20 protein-coding genes are annotated in these 16,066 nt (G+C 61.7%); 6 read left to right on the top strand and 14 right to left on the bottom strand.

The features are described 5' to 3' along the window. Window positions 1-38 precede the first annotated feature (38 nt). The 10 genes from AC3WQN_RS18540 to soxR form a co-directional block, all read right to left on the bottom strand. The gene (locus tag AC3WQN_RS18540) at window positions 39-1,010 is read right to left on the bottom strand and encodes a metal ABC transporter solute-binding protein, Zn/Mn family (protein ID WP_095145766.1); all 972 of its coding nucleotides are present in this window, start codon (window positions 1,008-1,010) and stop codon (window positions 39-41) included. Beyond that, on the bottom strand, window positions 1,011-1,910 hold the full coding sequence (locus AC3WQN_RS18535; RefSeq protein WP_095080079.1) for a metal ABC transporter permease: 900 nt from the start codon (window positions 1,908-1,910) through the stop codon (window positions 1,011-1,013). Next, complete coding sequence (locus AC3WQN_RS18530; protein WP_103400954.1) at window positions 1,910-2,662, bottom strand: metal ABC transporter ATP-binding protein; 753 nt, start codon at window positions 2,660-2,662, stop codon at window positions 1,910-1,912. Before AC3WQN_RS18530 ends, AC3WQN_RS18535 begins: the two co-directional genes overlap by 1 nt. Next, window positions 2,659-3,597 carry a metal ABC transporter substrate-binding protein gene (locus AC3WQN_RS18525; RefSeq protein ID WP_095145770.1) on the bottom strand — a complete coding sequence of 313 codons (939 nt, stop codon included), beginning with the start codon at window positions 3,595-3,597 and terminating at the stop codon, window positions 2,659-2,661. Before AC3WQN_RS18525 ends, AC3WQN_RS18530 begins: the two co-directional genes overlap by 4 nt. Window positions 3,598-3,632: 35 nt before the next feature. Next, on the bottom strand, window positions 3,633-4,208 hold the full coding sequence (locus AC3WQN_RS18520) for a DUF6162 family protein (protein WP_095148546.1): 576 nt from the start codon (window positions 4,206-4,208) through the stop codon (window positions 3,633-3,635). After that, on the bottom strand, window positions 4,205-4,534 hold the full coding sequence (locus tag AC3WQN_RS18515; RefSeq protein ID WP_095145800.1) for a hypothetical protein: 330 nt from the start codon (window positions 4,532-4,534) through the stop codon (window positions 4,205-4,207). Before AC3WQN_RS18515 ends, AC3WQN_RS18520 begins: the two co-directional genes overlap by 4 nt. A gap of 14 nt (window positions 4,535-4,548) precedes the next feature. After that, window positions 4,549-5,088 (bottom strand): PA2404 family protein, encoded by a 540-nt coding sequence (locus AC3WQN_RS18510; protein WP_103402253.1) that lies wholly within the window; start codon window positions 5,086-5,088, stop codon window positions 4,549-4,551. After that, complete coding sequence (locus AC3WQN_RS18505; RefSeq protein ID WP_103402254.1) at window positions 5,085-6,296, bottom strand: PepSY-associated TM helix domain-containing protein; 1,212 nt, start codon at window positions 6,294-6,296, stop codon at window positions 5,085-5,087. The genes AC3WQN_RS18510 and AC3WQN_RS18505 overlap by 4 nt, the downstream gene beginning before the upstream one ends. A gap of 264 nt (window positions 6,297-6,560) precedes the next feature. Then, the gene (locus AC3WQN_RS18500) at window positions 6,561-7,019 is read right to left on the bottom strand and encodes a VOC family protein (RefSeq protein ID WP_103402255.1); all 459 of its coding nucleotides are present in this window, start codon (window positions 7,017-7,019) and stop codon (window positions 6,561-6,563) included. Window positions 7,020-7,149: 130 nt separating this feature from the next. After that, a complete protein-coding gene (gene soxR, locus AC3WQN_RS18495) occupies window positions 7,150-7,629 on the bottom strand; it encodes a redox-sensitive transcriptional activator SoxR (RefSeq protein WP_103402256.1) in 480 nt (159 codons plus the stop codon). A gap of 92 nt (window positions 7,630-7,721) precedes the next feature. Here soxR and AC3WQN_RS18490 point away from each other — a divergent pair, with 92 nt between their 5' ends. The 5 genes from AC3WQN_RS18490 to AC3WQN_RS18470 all read left to right on the top strand — a co-directional run bounded on the left by AC3WQN_RS18490 (window position 7,722) and on the right by AC3WQN_RS18470 (window position 12,422). Next, window positions 7,722-8,087, top strand: a complete 366-nt coding sequence (locus AC3WQN_RS18490) for an antibiotic biosynthesis monooxygenase (protein ID WP_103402257.1) — start codon at window positions 7,722-7,724, stop codon at window positions 8,085-8,087. 118 nt (window positions 8,088-8,205) lie between these two features. Next, a complete protein-coding gene (locus AC3WQN_RS18485) occupies window positions 8,206-8,475 on the top strand; it encodes a hypothetical protein (RefSeq protein WP_103402258.1) in 270 nt (89 codons plus the stop codon). A gap of 97 nt (window positions 8,476-8,572) precedes the next feature. After that, window positions 8,573-9,187: a LysE family translocator gene (locus AC3WQN_RS18480; protein ID WP_103402259.1), complete on the top strand. Its 615-nt coding sequence runs from the start codon at window positions 8,573-8,575 to the stop codon at window positions 9,185-9,187. 199 nt (window positions 9,188-9,386) lie between these two features. Next, window positions 9,387-10,556 carry a cysteine desulfurase family protein gene (locus tag AC3WQN_RS18475; protein ID WP_103402260.1) on the top strand — a complete coding sequence of 390 codons (1,170 nt, stop codon included), beginning with the start codon at window positions 9,387-9,389 and terminating at the stop codon, window positions 10,554-10,556. Window positions 10,557-10,613: 57 nt separating this feature from the next. Beyond that, on the top strand, window positions 10,614-12,422 hold the full coding sequence (locus tag AC3WQN_RS18470) for an aminopeptidase P family protein (protein ID WP_103402261.1): 1,809 nt from the start codon (window positions 10,614-10,616) through the stop codon (window positions 12,420-12,422). 51 nt (window positions 12,423-12,473) lie between these two features. On the opposite strand, the gene AC3WQN_RS18465 is transcribed toward AC3WQN_RS18470, so the two are convergent. Both AC3WQN_RS18465 and AC3WQN_RS18460 read right to left on the bottom strand, forming a co-directional pair. Next, window positions 12,474-13,064, bottom strand: coding sequence for a 2-hydroxychromene-2-carboxylate isomerase (locus AC3WQN_RS18465; RefSeq protein WP_103402262.1), 591 nt, complete (start codon window positions 13,062-13,064; stop codon window positions 12,474-12,476). A gap of 36 nt (window positions 13,065-13,100) precedes the next feature. Further along, window positions 13,101-13,841 (bottom strand): SDR family oxidoreductase, encoded by a 741-nt coding sequence (locus AC3WQN_RS18460; RefSeq protein ID WP_103402263.1) that lies wholly within the window; start codon window positions 13,839-13,841, stop codon window positions 13,101-13,103. A 91-nt stretch (window positions 13,842-13,932) separates the two neighbouring features. On the opposite strand from AC3WQN_RS18460, the gene AC3WQN_RS18455 reads away from it, so the two are divergent. Continuing rightward, on the top strand, window positions 13,933-14,499 hold the full coding sequence (locus tag AC3WQN_RS18455; protein WP_103402264.1) for a TetR/AcrR family transcriptional regulator: 567 nt from the start codon (window positions 13,933-13,935) through the stop codon (window positions 14,497-14,499). Between the two features lie 14 nt (window positions 14,500-14,513). Here AC3WQN_RS18455 and AC3WQN_RS18450 read toward each other — a convergent pair whose 3' ends face one another. Together AC3WQN_RS18450 and rhtA are read right to left on the bottom strand one after the other, a co-directional pair. Beyond that, window positions 14,514-14,795 carry a hypothetical protein gene (locus AC3WQN_RS18450; RefSeq protein ID WP_095080063.1) on the bottom strand — a complete coding sequence of 94 codons (282 nt, stop codon included), beginning with the start codon at window positions 14,793-14,795 and terminating at the stop codon, window positions 14,514-14,516. A 163-nt stretch (window positions 14,796-14,958) separates the two neighbouring features. Beyond that, complete coding sequence (gene rhtA / locus AC3WQN_RS18445; protein ID WP_103402265.1) at window positions 14,959-15,846, bottom strand: threonine/homoserine exporter RhtA; 888 nt, start codon at window positions 15,844-15,846, stop codon at window positions 14,959-14,961. Window positions 15,847-16,066: the final 220 nt, after the last annotated feature.

The following is a 16,066-nucleotide window of genomic DNA, read 5'->3' as shown; positions in this document are numbered from 1 at the left end:
GCGCGGCCCGGTAGGGCCGCGACTTCAGGTGGAAGGTTTCAGGACTGGCTTTTCAGCGCCTGGAGCACTTGATTGATGTTGCCGGACAGCTCGGCCACCGGATCGGCGCCGTCGGTCTGCAGCACCAGCAACCGGCTGCCCCCCGCGGTGATGGCAGCCTTCAGTACCTCCGATGGCGGGCGGTGATGCAGCACCACCGCTACATCGTTGTCCTTGAGGGTTGCGCTCAGCTGTTGCAGGGTTTCGGCTGTCCACTCGTTGTCGGCGCGGGTGTCGAGGCCGACCTGTTCCAGGTTGAGGCCGCTGACCAGGTAGGTGAAGTGATCGCTGAGGCTGAACGTGCTGAGGTTGTCGATATCGGCCAGTTGCGCTTCGCTGTCCGCGCTGAGTTTGAGCAGGCGTTGCTTGAGGGTTGCCAGGTTGCTCTCGATCCTCGGCTTGGCCTCGGGGGCCAGGCGCACCAGATCAGCGGCAATCACGTCGGCCATGCGTCCCATGTTGTTGCTGGCCATCCAGGGTTGGCTGTTCAGCCCGTCGACATTGCCCGGCTGCAAGGCAACGCCCGGCAAGGCACCGTCCACCGGGCGCGCGGCATCGATTTCAACGATACGGATATTGCTGCGTCGGGCGTTCGGGTACAGCGGGTCGTCTGGCCACAACGAGCGCAGGCCGATCACCGCGTCCGCTTGCTGCGACAAGGTGTGCAGGGCCACTGCACCCCGTCCGGAGAAGTACGCGGCTTGTCGCGAGCCCGGAAGATTGGCGGGAGCCGCACGTTCCAGCACGATGTCGGTGCCCTCGGTCAGGCTGGCGGCCAGGCCATGGGTGATCGGCAGCGAGGCCAGCACGTGTACTGTGTGGGCCGCGGTCGCGGCATGCTGCACGGTGTTGCCAATGCCATTATTGGCCGCCAGGCGCATCGGTTCGAAGCGGTCGGTGGCGAAGGTGCTGGTGTTTGCCAGGCCGCACAGGGCCATGGCCAAGGTCAGCTGACGCATGGAAAATGACATTTATCCAATATTCCCTTTGAGGCTGGGGACCACGCCACGGGCGATGGCGGCGAGGGCGAAGGCGATGCCGGCCGTCAGAATGATCGCGGCCCCTGACGGAATCGGCAGGTCGAAGACAATCGGCGCCAGAATCCCGCACAGGGTACTGACGGTGGCGATGAGCACCGAACACCAGAAGAAGCCCTTGAGCGATTGACTCAGCAGGCGTGCCGCGGCCGCCGGAATCACCAGCAGCGCGCCCACCAGGATGGCGCCGATGACTTTCACGGCGGCCACGGTGATCAGCGTGACCAGGACCACGAACAGGTAGTCGAGGGTCTTGACCGCAACGCCGCGCACGGCCGCCAGTTGTGGGTTGAAACTGGCCAGCATGATGCGGTTGTACAGCGGCAGGCTCAGGCCCATCACCAGTGAACCGACGATGGCCAGTACCAGCAGGTCATTGCCGTTGACCGTGAGCACCGAGCCGAACAGCACGTTCTCCAGAATGTGCACGTTGATCTTGCCGGCCAGAATCAGCAGCAAGCTGGCGCCAAGGGCCAATGAAACCGAGAGGAAGACCCCGATCAGGGTGTCGGGCGCCAGGCCTGTACGGTTGCGCAGGTAGTTGAGCAGGATGCCGAACAGCAGGCAGTAGCCGAACAGGCTGCCATAAGGGCCGGTGTAGGGTTCGCCCAGCAGAATGCCGATGGCCACGCCGGTCAATGCCGCATGGCCGACCGCTTCGGAGAAAAACGCGAAGCGCTTGACCACCACCAGCGTGCCCAGGCCGCCCAGCACCGGGCCGATCAACAACCCGGCGAGCAGTGCGTTGACCACAAACCCGTAGGCCAGCGCTTCGGGCAAGTAACCCGAAGAGGCCCAGCCCTGAACCATCAAACGAAAGGCTTCGTAACTCATCACGCGGCGCTCCCGGCGGTTCGTGGGTGGGTGGAGAACAGACTCAGCAAGCGTTCCGGGGTCAGCGCCTGTTTCGGCGTGGCGTCAAACAGTACTCGGCGATTGAGCCCGGTGACGCGATCGGCCAGGCGGCCTACGGCTTCCAGGTCGTGCTCGATCCACAGCACGGTGATCCCGGCCTGGCGCCAATCGGCCAGCAGGCGTTCGAACACCTGGATCCCCGCTTCATCGAGGGCCGACATCGGCTCGTCGAGCACCAGCAGCTGCGGTGCCGGGATCAAGCCCTGGGCCAACAGCACGCGCTGGCGCTCGCCACCGGACAGTGCCCCCATGCGGCGTTTGCGTTTGTCCTGCATGCCGACCCGTTCCAGCGCTTCGCCGATGGCTGCGCTGTAATGTCGGCTGATGCCCAGGAATGCCGGGCGGCGCTGGCACATGGCGGCCATGAAGTCATCGACAGTGAGGGGCAAGCCGCGATCGAACTCCAGGGCTTGCGGCACGTAGCCGATGGTGCCCGGCTCGCCCGGCCATTCCAGGCTCAGAAGGCCCTGATGGGGCATTTGCCCGAGCAGGGTCTTGATCAACGAGCTTTTGCCGCCGCCGTTGGGGCCGACCAGCGCATGCACGTTGCCGGGTTGCACCTCAAAGCTCACCTGGTCGAGGATCGTCGTGCGCCCGAGTGTCAGGCTGACATCGTTGAAGTTCAAGGCTGGACCGGCACGTTGTGCGGTCAGGATTTGCCGGGCCGTCATGCACCGGCCTCCTGAATGGCCCGGACCACGGTGTTGAGGTTGCCGGTCATTTCCTTTTCATATTTGTCGGCGCTGTAGTCACCGTAGGAGATGTGCGACAGCGGGTAGAGCCTGACCCCGGACTCGCGCTGGATGGTGTCGACGTAGGCGGACGGAAAGTCCATCTCCGAGAAGATCACCTTCACGTCCAGCTCACGCAGTTGGTCGATGGTTTTCTTCAGTTGGCTCGGGCTGGGCTCGATGCCGTGGGCCGGCTCGACCACGGCGGTCACTTCCAGGCCGAACTCACGCAACAGGTAGTCGTAGGCGGCATGGACGGTGGCCACCCGCAGATCGGCGTTGGGCGCGGTGGTCAGCCTGGCCAGGGCGTCGGCGCGCATCTGCCGCAGGCGTTTGCCGTAGGCGCGGGCGTTCTGGGTGTAGGCCTTGGCGTTGTCCGGGTCGATCTTGCCCAGCTCCCGGGCGATGTTGTTGACCTGGGCAATGGAGGCGCTGATCGACAGGAAGGTGTGAGGGTTCACCACCTTGCCCGCGCCGCGCGCCGCCACGCCGGTGGCAGCCAGCAACGGCACGTTTTCGTTGGCCTCGATCACCTTGACGTTCGGGGTTTCGCTGGCGGCGATCATGCGGTCGGCAAAATCGTCATGGCCGACACCGTTGAGCACGATCACGTCCAGGCCGGCGATGCGCTTGATGTCTTCGGCGCGAGGTTCGTAGGCATGGGGGTTGAAGCCCGCCGGAATCAGCGGCACCACGTCGGCCTTGTCGCCGACAATATTGGTCACGTAGCTGTAATACGGATGCAGCGTAATGCCGATGCGCAGGCGCTTGGCCTGATCGGCACTGGCCAGTGGCACGATCAAGACGGCCAGTAGGCCGATGAGCAGGCGCCGGGCAATGGACAGCAAAGGATAGCGTTGAGATGAACTAGGCATGGGCAAGCGGTCTTCTCTCGGGTGAATGCGCAAAATCAGTGCCGATGCTGGCGGGTGACGCCGGCATCGAATTGGGCGACGATCTGTTGCCAGCCCGCGCTGATGAGCGTGGCATCGGCCAGGTCGGAGGGGGCAGTGAGGCTGGCGCTACGGTTGAGCCAGATGTCCGGCTCGCCCTCATCGTCAGCGCTCAGGCGCATCAGAAACGAACCGGCCACGCTCGGCGCCTGGCTGTGACCGAAGTAGGCGCTGGTTACCAGCATTTGCCAGGCATGAGCGCCGCGGCTGAGCGAACTGGCGTCCTGGGCGAAGGGGGCAAAACCTTCATCGGCGAGGGTTTGCGGGGAGGGCGGGACGTGCTGTTCTTCGCGCAGCAGGTGGATTTCGTCGAGGGTTACCCGCAGGTCGGCGTAAATGCCTTGTTCGGAGGCACTGAGGTCGCGTCGGGCGTCCAGTTGATGGCGTTCGATGCTGCTGACCGCCTGCGCCTCGCCGCGCCACAGCACCACCGACGCGGCAACCGTCAGGATCGCCAGGCACAAGAGCAGTACATAAAGGGTTTCATGGCCGGCACCGGCCGGACGGACTACTTGTGTCGTCGGGTTGCTCATGGGGCCTCGATATCCGCTTGGTCGATCTCGACCACGTGGCCTGGGCCGGCGTCGAACAGTACGTAGAACTCGGTCCCCGGCTTTTTGAAGGTCAGGGTCGAGTCGGTACCCAGCTTGCCCGGTACCAGGATGGTTTCGTCGTAACCGATCACGTCCAGGGTGACACCGGGGGCACCGCTGCCATCGGAGAAGCCACCGGTGCAGCGAATCTGTTCGGCATCGATGGCCTTGCACTCGCACATCGGGTTGTGGGCCAGCGCCTGGGCGCTGAAGCCTGCACTGAGTGCCAGGGCGAAGGTGCTGCCAATCAGGCGGACAGCGGTCATGGGGTGGGCGCTCTTCATGGTTTGCCTCCTTGTTTGTTCAGCCAGGCGAGGGTCGCCGGGGACGCCTTGTTCAGTGGCACGGCTGCCTGGTGCAGGCTGCCGTCCCAGCCTTCCATGGTGATCCAGATTTCAGCGTCGGCGCGGGTCTTCTCCGGGACCGGCAGCATGGCGCCCATGCGGTAGGGCGTGCCGAAGAAGATCACCCCGGCGGCGCGCAGGCTGCGGGGTTTGCCGATACGCAGGTAGGTGGCCTTGACCTGCTCGGCGCAGGTCTTGCACAGCGCCGCGTTGAAGCTCTTCATGTAGCCGGCCGGGCCGGACATTTCCGGTGCGGCATTGCGCAACTCGGCCAGGTGCAGGCTCCAGGGCCCGACCTGGACCTCACCGATTTCACGCTCGCCCAACCCGCTGTCGCCGCGAAACAGCGCGGCGTCGGCGAAGTACTTGGGCATGAACCCCAGTGGAATCAGGATCAGCAGGACATTGATGTGAAAGCGCCACTTGTGCCAGAGCTGGCTCAGGCGCGACGGTGCTGCTGCGGTGACGTTGCTCACAGGTTGCCCTCCGGCGTGTCGATGTTCATGGCGGGAGCCGGCTGCCCGGCCCTGGCGGGGCGCGCGGTCTTGTTACTGCGCTTGAGGGCATTGGCGGTGGCCAGGGCCGTGCGTTTGGTCCAGATCAGCAGGCCGCTGAGGACCATCATGCTCAACACCAGGCCGAAGAAGAACCAGATCAGCTTGATCCACAGCCCGCCGAAATCACCGGTGTGCAAGGGCCGCATGGATTCGGTGACGAACTCCAGGCCGCTGCGGTCCGACAACAGGCGCGAGGCGTCGATGTCGCCGTTGTAGGGATTGATCGTTGCGGTCTGGAACATCAACGGGTACCAGCCACGGCCACCGATGGTCAGGTGGCTGTAGGCGTTGGACGGCAGGCTGACGAAGCTGGCTTCCAGCCCCGGGATTTTCTCCTGGGCAATCAGGATGGCGTTGTCCAGGTCGATCATTTTCGCTGGCGTACCGCTCGGCGACAGCGGCACGCTCTCACGGGCCACCACCGGGATTACCGGCTCGCTGGAAATGGAAATGTGGAAATCGGACAGCAGCGCCTGGATCAGGAACCAGATGCCGGTGATGGAAATCACCGCGATGAACCAGATCGACCAGATACCACTGAGGCGGTGGAAGTCTCCCCAGAAAATCCTCGCGCCATGGCGAACCCGTAGCGTGGGCTTGAAAAAGCCTTTCCAGAATTTCTTGTACACCACCAGCCCGGTGATCAGGGACACCAGCAACGGAATGCCCAGGAACGACACCAGGTACCAGCCCCAACTGAAGCCGTTGGTAAAGGGCACCAGCCACCAGCCATGCAGTGCGCGGGTGAAGGCCTGGAAGTTGAAGTCCGGGCTGATCCCTTGAATCACCCCGGTATAGGGGTTGACGTAGACCGTGACCGATCGCCCGTCGGGGTAGCTGACATCAGCCGACAGGGCGAAGTGTGATTCATCCGGGCGACTGATGGACTCGACAAGGGTGTCCGGTTCGGCCTTCTTGATGGCGGCGATGACCTGATCATAGCTGAGCAGTTCGGCGTCGTCGGACGGCTGGCTGGCACGGATGTCCGGATTGGCCAGCCAGACGATCTCCTGGCTGACCACCGCCAGGGTGCCGGTGACGCAGACGATCAGGACAAAGAACCAGATGGGCAACGCGAGCCAGCTGTGTACCAGGAACCAGAGTTTGGAACGGGACTTCTTCGACATGAATGGGGGGTCTTTAATCGATGAGAGGAGCGGTGCCGGAGCACCGTGATTCCCAAAAAAGCTTGCCGTGGCTTTTGCCTACGCGGCCCGCTGCATCTAATTAAGACGAATGAGAATCATAAATCCAGAAGGGCAATATGAAAGAAAATGTTTCAGTGGGGCGATGCGGTGGGTGCGCAGACCTGCGGGAGCCGGCTGGCCGCCGAGGCGATGAGGGTCGATACGCCGTCTACGCGGGCCAACCGGTTCCTGCAGGGGAGGGGATTATTGCGGGGTGAACATTTCCTTGGCTCGCTGCTCGATCTGTTCCTGGGTCAAGTCCTCCTTGTGGGTCGCCAGAAACCACAGGTGGCCGTAGGGGTCTTTCAAGGTCCCCGAGCGGTCGCCGTAGAACTGGTCCTTCACTTCTGAAATCACACTACCGCCGGCCTTGATCGCCTGGGCATAGCGGGCATCAACATCCTCGACATACAAATGCAGGCCAACGGAGGGCGAATTGTCGGGGTTGCTCAGCGGGCCTTGATCGCACGGCGTGCCGAGCATGATCGCGCAGTCGCCGATACGCAGTTCGGCATGGCCGATACTGCCGTCGGGCATCGCCAGGCGCATGATTTCCGTGGCTCCGAAGGCTTTCTTGTAGAACTCGATGGCCTCGGCGGCTTTCTGGATGCCCAGATAGGGGGTGATGCTTCGATAACCCTCGGGAATGGGTTTGACACTCATGACCGTTCTCCCTGTTTTCGTTGATGGGGTGGTGCAAGTCCTTCGCCGGTTTCCGGTCGGATTACTATAGGCCAGCCTGTTCAACCTCTCCGAGAGGCCGACGGACTGCAGCATGGCCATTACAGGGCTATCAGTCATGCCACTGCTGATCAGCCGTTCCCGGCGCCAGCAATTGTGCCCCCGCGCCTTGTTCGCCGAGCACATCCCCGTAGTTGCGTAGTGGGCAGGCCTCCATCGACAGGCAGCCGCAACCAATGCAGCCGTTGAGCTTGTCGCGCAGCAAGGTCAACTGAGTGATTCGCTCATTCAGGTCGTTGCTCCACTGTGCGGACAGTTGCTTCCAGTCCGCGGCCGTCGGAGCTCGGTGATCCGGGAGGGACTTGAGTGCCTGGCCGATCTCCGCCAAAGGGATGCCCAGGCGTTGGGCAACCTTGATCAGTGCCACCCGTCGCAATACTTCGCGAGGATAGCGCCGTTGATTGCCCTGATTGCGGTTGCTCTTGATCAGCCCCTTGGACTCGTAGAAGTGCAGGGCCGTGACCGCCACGCCGCTGCGTTCGGCCAATTGGCCGACGCTCAACTCTTTGTGCAGGTTTTCCTTGATCGTCATTTCAATTGCCGCTTGACCTTTACTTAAGTAGAGGTTTTATCCTGCCGACCTTTCATTCGCAAGTCGCGACTTACGTGCCAGGGGGAATCCTCATGCAGCCAGTAGAGAGAAATCGCAGTTTTACCCAGCTGATCGAGTTCGAGATCGAACCCCATCAACAGCCAGGACTGGTCTCGGCGCTGTCTGCACAGACCGAGCACCTGGCCCAGCACTACCAGGGTTTCCTGAGTGCCAGCGTGCAGGCCAGTGATGACGGCCGGCGAGTGCTCAATTACCTGCAATGGCAATCGCGCGAAGCGGGTGAGGCGGCGTTCCGCGGTTTCGAGAGCGGTGAACAGGATTTCTGGCAACTGATCCGCGCCCACCAGGCCAAGGGCGTCACCTTTGGCTCCTTCCAGGTGCTGCGCAGCATCGAACGCAGCGCAGACAATGCGTTGCAGTGCAGCCTGGTGAACTGAGTCGTGGCAAGACGGCAGTGCGCTCAATAATGACTATCGAGCATGATGATTTTTCCCGCGAAAGGGGCGGGGGTAGCCTGTGTCCATCGCTTCAGGCCAGCTCCCGGGAATCGCCCTCATGCACGTTTTGCTCGCTACTTCGTTGTTGTTGATGACCTCGGTGCTCGCCGGTTGTGCCAGTCCGTCCGCGCCCGAGTTGCGCCCGTATACCGCCGAGGAGAGCCGGGAGCTGGCATTGGAAGCCCTGAATCGTCGCGGATTGTCGTTTGATGAATACCACACCAAAAAAGCCGAGTTGCTTGGCCAACCACAAAAGACCTTCGGTTTCGACCGGCACGGTGAGATGAACGCCGAGCGGGGCGTGACGCTTCACGGTCGTTCCAGCTGAGGCACTGTACTGCTCGAAGTTTTGCCCAACTGTCCATGGGCGGCAAACCGGGGCTGCGATAGGGTCGGTATCTGACTGACACCGATGGAATGCCCCCATGACGCTCTCACTGGATTTACTGTTGGGCTTTGCCCTGTTCGCCCTGGTAACGTCGATTACCCCTGGCCCGAATAACACGATGTTGCTGGCCTCGGGGGTCAATTTCGGGTTTAACCGCTCGATTCCGCACATGCTCGGCATTACCTGCGGCTTCTTCAGCCTGGTGCTGGCGGTCGGGTTTGGCCTGGGCGCGGTGTTCCAGACTTACCCGGTGCTTTACAGCGTGCTGCGCTTTATCGGCGCGGCCTACTTGCTGTACCTGGCGTGGAAAATCGCCCACTCGGGGCCGGTGTCCGACACCGGGCACGATCAGGCTCGACCGATCAGTTACCTGGGGGCCGCGGCGTTTCAGTGGGTCAACCCCAAGGCCTGGATCATGGCCATTGGTGCCATCAGCACCTACACCCCCCTGCAGGGCTACTTCACGAATGTGATCGTCATCGCCGCCGTGTTCGCCTTGATCAACCTGCCCAGTGTCAGTCTCTGGGTGGTGTGTGCCAGTCTGTTGCGCAATGTCCTGCGTGATCGACGCTGGTTGCGGATGTTCAACTGGGGCATGGCGCTGTTGCTGGTGGCCTCCTTGTACCCGATGCTGCAGGAGAGCTTCAGCTGACGGCTGCTTCGACCGGATGTCCGATGCCTGTTAAGCTCGACTTCAGGAGCGTTCCTACGCACTTTTAAATGAAGTTGTCTTTCTTTAACGGCATCCGATCAGGTATTGCTGAGCGCCTGTCATTCGCGCGCTACCCTGAGCGTGGCGCGGCAATGCCAGCCCATGCACCTGATCCCGGAACTAGCTCTGCGAGTCTTTTATGAATAAGCGTCCTTTGTATTTCGATTACGCCGCCACCACGCCGGTGGATGAGCGGGTCATCCAGGTGATGGTCGACTGTCTGGGGTTCAGCGGCAACTTCGGCAACCCGGCGTCCAGCTCCCACGCGTTTGGCCAGCAGGCCCGCAGCTCGGTCGAGCAGGCCCGGCAGCAAGTCGCCGATCTGGTGGGGGCACAGGCGCAACAGATCGTCTGGACCTCCGGCGCCACCGAATCGAACAATCTCGCCCTCAAGGGCGTGGCCCAGGCCCGGGGGCAGGCCGGTGGGCACATCATTACCAGCCAGATCGAGCACAAAGCGATCCTCGACACTGCACGGCAATTGCAGGAGGCCGGCGTTGAAGTCACCTACCTGCTGCCGGATGCCGAAGGCCTGATCACCGCTCAAGCGGTCAGCGAAGCGCTGCGCGACGATACCTTCCTGGTGTCGCTGATGCTGGTCAACAACGAACTGGGCACCGTCAACGACATCCCGGCTATTGGCCAGCGGGTGCGCGAGCACGGTGCGTTGTTCCACGTCGATGCGGCGCAGGGCGCGGGCAAAGTGGCGATTGACCTGGCCCAGTGGCCGGTCGACCTGATGTCGTTTTCCGCGCACAAGGTCTATGGCCCCAAGGGCATCGGTGCACTCTACGTCGGCCCGCGCGCCCAGCAACGCTTGCAGGCACAGATCCATGGCGGAGGACATGAAGGGGGCTTGCGCTCCGGAACCCTGGCCACCCATCAGATCGCGGCCATGGGTGCGGCCTTCGCCCTGGCGTCCGAGCACTTTGCCGAGGAGGGGGCTACCATCACCCGGCTGCACGAACGTTTGCTCAAGCAGCTCGACGGCATTGCCGGCCTGCGTTTGAACGGCAGCCCGACGCAACGCATTCCCCATACCCTGAGCCTGACCTTCCACGAGGGCGAGTTCAATTCCCAGCTCTTGAGTGCTTCGATTGCTTTCTCGGCCACTTCGGCCTGCAATTCGGCAAACAATACGCCGTCCCATGTGCTGACGGCACTGGGCCATGATGCACGGGCGGCCGGGCGGACGATTCGCTTGAGCCTGGGACGTTTCACCACCGAGCAGGACATTGATCAGGCGGCACAATTGATCAAGGCAGCAAGCGCCAGTGCACCGGCGTTCTGGGCTACCGCCCAACCCTGATGCGCCGACCAGAAGTCAGCGCCCTATAACAATACCCAGTGGTTAGCAGGAGACATGATGAGTACGCAGCCTTTGACCCAAGGAACGGTTCCCCAGCGCCTGGCGCTCACCCGCGAGCTGATGAGCCGGGAGGGCATTCATGCCCTGCTGGTGCCGTCGGCCGACCCGCACCTGTCGGAGTACCTGCCGGGTTACTGGCAGGGGCGTCAGTGGTTGTCGGGCTTTCATGGCTCGGTCGGTACGCTGATCGTCACTCAGGAATTCGCTGGCGTCTGGGCCGACAGCCGTTACTGGGAGCAGGCGACCAAGGAACTCAAGGGCAGCGGCATCGAACTGGTCAAGCTGCAACCGGGGCAACCCGGCCCGCTGGAGTGGCTGGCCGAGCAAACCCCGGAAGGTGGCGTGGTCGCGGTGGATGGTGCGGTGATGGCCGTGGCCTCGGCGCGGACCCTGGGCAGCAAGCTTGAAGAACGTGGCGCCCGGCTGCGTACCGATATCGATCTGTTGAATGAGGTCTGGAGCGATCGCCCGAGCCTGCCGGATCAACCGATCTACCCGCACTTGCCACCACAGGCCACTGTGAGTCGCGGCGAAAAGCTCGCCAAATTGCGTGAAGCCCTGAAAGCGCGCGGTGCCGATTGGCACTTCATCGCCACCCTCGACGACATCGCCTGGCTGTTCAACCTGCGTGGTGGCGACGTGTCGTTCAACCCGGTGTTCGTGTCCTTTGCACTGATCAACCAGGAGCAGGCCACGCTGTTTGTCGCATTGAGCAAAGTGGATGCATCCTTGCGCGCGGTCCTTGAAGAAGACGGCGTCACCTTGCGTGACTACGACGAAGTGGCCCAGGCCTTGGCGGCGGTGCCCAACGGTGCAAGCCTGCAAGTCGACCCGGCACGGGTGACGGCCGGACTGCTGGGGAACCTGGGCAGTGGGGTGAAACTGGTTGAAGGCCTGAACCCGACCACCCTGGCCAAGTCGCAGAAAAGCCTCGCCGATGCCGAGCACATTCGCCGGGCCATGGAGCAGGACGGCGCAGCACTGTGCGAATTTTTCACTTGGCTGGACGACGCCCTGGGGCGTGAGCGCATCACCGAACTGACCATTGACGAGCATCTGACGGCTGCCCGTACCCGTCGTCCGGGTTATGTGTCGCTGAGCTTCAACACCATCGCGGCCTACAACGCCAACGGTGCCATGCCGCATTACCATGCCACCGAAGAAGAACATGCGGTGATCGAGGGTGACGGCCTGTTGCTGATCGACTCCGGTGGTCAATACCTGGGCGGCACCACCGACATTACGCGCATGGTGCCGGTGGGCACGCCTACCGCTGAGCAGAAGCGTGACTGCACGCGGGTCCTCAAGGGCGTGATTGCCTTGTCCCGCGCGCAGTTCCCGCGCGGCATTCTCTCGCCGTTGCTCGATTCGATTGCACGGGCACCGATCTGGGCCGAAAGCGTTGATTACGGCCATGGCACCGGGCATGGCGTCGGTTACTTCCTGAACGTTCACGAAGGCCCGCAAGTCATTGCCTATCAAGCCGCGCCAGCGCCGCAAACCGCGATGCAGCCGGGGATGATCACCTCGATCGAGCCGGGTACTTATCGTCCGGGTCGCTGGGGGGTAAGGATCGAGAACCTGGTGTTGAACCGTGAGGCGGGCAGCAGTGAGTTCGGTGAGTTCCTCAGGTTCGAAACCCTGACCCTGTGCCCGATCGACACCCGCTGTCTGGAGACTTCATTGCTGACCCAGGATGAGCGCGAGTGGTTCAACGACTATCACGCACAAGTCCGTGAGCGCCTGAGCCCTCTGCTCGACGGTGCTGCCCTGGCCTGGCTGAACACCCGCACTGCCGCTATCTGACTCAAGCGTGCGCCGTCAGCCAGGGCTGGCGGCGCACGGCTTGACCCGGATTTAGCTCAACGCCTCGCGAACGAAGTCCAGTCGGTCCTGACCGAAGAACAACTGGTCATCGACGAACATGCTTGGCGCACCAAACACTCCCCGCCTGATCGCTTGCTCGGTGTTGTCCTTGAGCGCGGCCTTGACGTCTTCGTCCGCCGTCAACGCAAGCACGATATCTGGATCAAAGCCGTGTTCGCTGAGCACGGCGGCGACGGTTGCCGGATCATTGAGGTTGCGGCCATTTACCCAGATCGCCTGGAACAGGCAATCAATGAAGTCGAGGAAGCGTTCGGGCTGTTGCCGCTGGATGCCGGTGACGGCACGCATGAGTAGCAAGGTGTTGATGGGGAAGTGAGGGTTGAGTCTGAACGGTACGCCGTAGCGCCTGGCGTACCGCGCCAGGTCCTGGAACATGTAACGTCCTTTGGCCGGGATCGTCGCCGGCGAGGCGTTGCCGGTGGCTTTGAACACGCCTCCCAGCAACATCGGCTGGTAGATCAGTTGGCAACCGGATTGTTCGCAGAGGCTCGGCAGCTGGGTATAGGCCAGGTAAGTGGCGGGGCTGCCGAGGTCGAAGTAGAACTCCAGGGTTTTGCTCATGTTCGATACGCTCTGATTATTGTTCTGGGGGCGTGCTTACCAGCGTTCATTCCAGGGGCGCAGGTCCAGTTCGAAGGTCCAGGCATCCCGCGGCTGACTGTGCAGGTACCAGTAGTTTTCGGCAATGTGCGCGGGGTCAAGAATGCCGTCCTGGTCCTTGAGCGCATATTTGTCCGGGAAGCTCTCACGGATAAAGTCAGTGTCGATGGCACCATCGACCACCACATGGGCGACATGGATGTTCATGGGCCCCAGTTCCCGCGCCATGCTTTGGGCCAGGGCCCGGATGCCATGCTTGGCGCCGGCGAACGCGGCAAACCCGGCGGCGCCCCGCAGGCCTGCAGTGGCACCGGTGAACAGAATCGTGCCGTGTTGGCGGGTGACCATGCGCTTGGCCACTTCACGGGCGTTCAGAAAACCCGAGAAGCAGGCCATTTCCCAGATCTTGAAGTACTTGCGGGCCGTCTCCTCAAGGATGCTGCACGGCACATTGGCACCAATGTTAAAGACAAAGGCCTCGATCGGGCCGATCTGGCTTTCGATCTGTTCCACCAGCGCGATCACGTCTTCCTCCTTGCGGGCATCGCACGCAAAACCGTGGGCCTCGCCACCATTGGCCTTGATGGCATCGACCAATGGCTGCAGCTTGTCGGCGCTGCGACGGGTGACACAGGCAATCAGGCCTTCCTGCGCAAAACGCTTGGCAATGGCGCCGCCGGTGGCATCGCCGGCCCCGACAACCAGTACGACTTTCTTGTTGTTGATAGCAGTGGTCATAGTGATCGCTCTTTGGTAAACGGTCGTTAACTAAACGAACGTTATGCTACGATTGCGAGTACGTCAAGGTGATGGATGTTCGGGGAAAAGCATGCGCTACTCAGCCAGTCACAAACTGGAAACCAGGCAGAAACTGCTGGAAAGCAGCTCGGTATCGGCTAAGACCGAAGGTTTCAGCGCCGTGGGTGTCGATGGCTTGATGAAAGCCATCGGGCTCAGCGGCGGGGCGTTCTACACTCACTTCGCCTCTAAGGATGAGCTTTTTGTATCGATCGTCGAGCGCGAGTTGCGTCACAGCCTTGAGCGATTGAGTGGCGAGGGGGACTTGAGTCGAGACAGGCTGGAGCGTTGTCTCAAGCTCTACCTGAGCATGGCTCATGTCGAGCACCCCGGGACCGGGTGTGCACTGCCCGCATTGGGGGCCGAGATTGCGCGCTCCGATGTCCGTGTTCGCCAGGAAGCGGAGCAGTGGATCTGTCGATTGCACAAAAGCTGGGCGGCTATTCTGGAGAGCGACAGTCTGGCCTGGGCCATCCTGTCGCAATGTGTCGGGGCGCTGGTGGTTGCGCGGATGCTGGTGAGTCCTGAGGTCCAGCGCAGCGTATTGCAGTCAGGCTACGAGGAAATCGGACTGCAGATAGCCACTCGAAAAGCCTGACAGGGACGCACGGATTACTTGCAGATGATAATCATGCTGCGGCTGGTATACCCGGCAGGGTTCAAGCCAAACGGATAGTCGCCCGGGTCTTCGACACTGTCACCGGACTTGGCGATCACCTTGTAGCCTTTTGGTCCGCACGCGTGAACGGCGGTTGCGTCGCACTTGTCCCAAGAGGATGAAAGGCCGGAGCAGTTGATGTGAAGGCCTTTTTTCCCACGCTTAACTTCGGTTTTAGAGGTCGCGGCACATCCGGCAATAGCCAGTACTGCAACAAGTACCAAAAATCGTTTCATTCCTTTCCCTAATACGGTCTCGGGTCTGGCACCCAAGCCTGACAGCGTGCGCTTTCATTTCTTGTCGATGACATCCCTACCCGAGCTGTCGATATCCTATGTCGAGTCGGGGCTAAAATGGCCTAATTGAGCGCTAAATACCAGACCTTCGTCAGAATGAAACTTAGTCTGCCGGTACCAGCGGCTTGGATTCGCTGCGCATGGTCATGGTTGCGCCCACGGAGGCGAGGATGATGCAGGTAATGGCCATCCACTGTGCCAGGGACAGGTACTCGTGCAGGAACAGCAGGCCGGACAAGGCCCCGACAGCGGGCTCGATGCTCATCAGCGTACCAAAGGTGCGTGCGGGCATGCGGGTGAGGGCGACCATCTCGAGGGTATAAGGAAGGGCGGTGGACAGAATCGCCACGCCAAGTGCGATGGGGATCAGCGACGGTGTCAGTAACGCAGCGCCAGCATGGGCGATTCCGATAGGCGCAACGAAGAGGGCGGCAATCATCACCCCGAGGGCGGCGGTCTGCACGCCATTGTCTGCCCCGGCCTTCTGGCCGAAGAGAATGTACAGCGCCCAGCAGACGCCGGCTGCGAGTGCGTAACCGGCACCCACGAGGTCAATGCTCGCGCTTGCCGCGTCCGTCGGGATAAGCAGCAGCAAGCCGACGATCGCCAGGCCGATCCACATGAAGTCGATGGCCCTGCGCGAGGCATAGATCGCCACTGCCAGCGGGCCGGTGAACTCCAATGCAACGGCGATACCCAGGGGCACGGTTTGCAGCGACATATAGAAGAGGAGGTTCATGCCGCCCAGCGCCACCCCGTAGACAATCACGGTGCGCAATGAGCTGGCAGTGAGCCTGGCTTTCCAGGGGCGCAGCAGCAGGACCATGATCACGCTGGCGAAGACCAGTCGTAGGGTCGTCGTTCCTTCGGCGCCCACGACCGGGAACATGCTTTTGGCCAGGGACGCGCCGGACTGAATCGAGGCCATGGCTATTAATAGCAGGCCGACCGGGAGCAGAGTCGAAGCCAGGCTGCGGGGGTGGTCATTCATTGCGTGGAGTCTTCCAGAATCAGGAGGCGAGAGAGCGTACGTGTGGCACATCATGCTCAACTAATATGAATTGAGCAATATACTGCGCAGTCTTTGTGCAAGTAGCGTCTGTTCAGCCAGGTTTTCAGGGCTTTGACGGCTTTTTGATAGAAACCCTGAATTAGCAGTTGACGGCGAATTTTATCTGTCTATAATTCGCCCCACTTCCGGCGCAGTCGAA

The sequence above is a fragment of the Pseudomonas sp. FW300-N1A1 genome (genome assembly GCF_058789115.1).
This window is presented reverse-complemented; position numbering and strand designations above follow the sequence as displayed.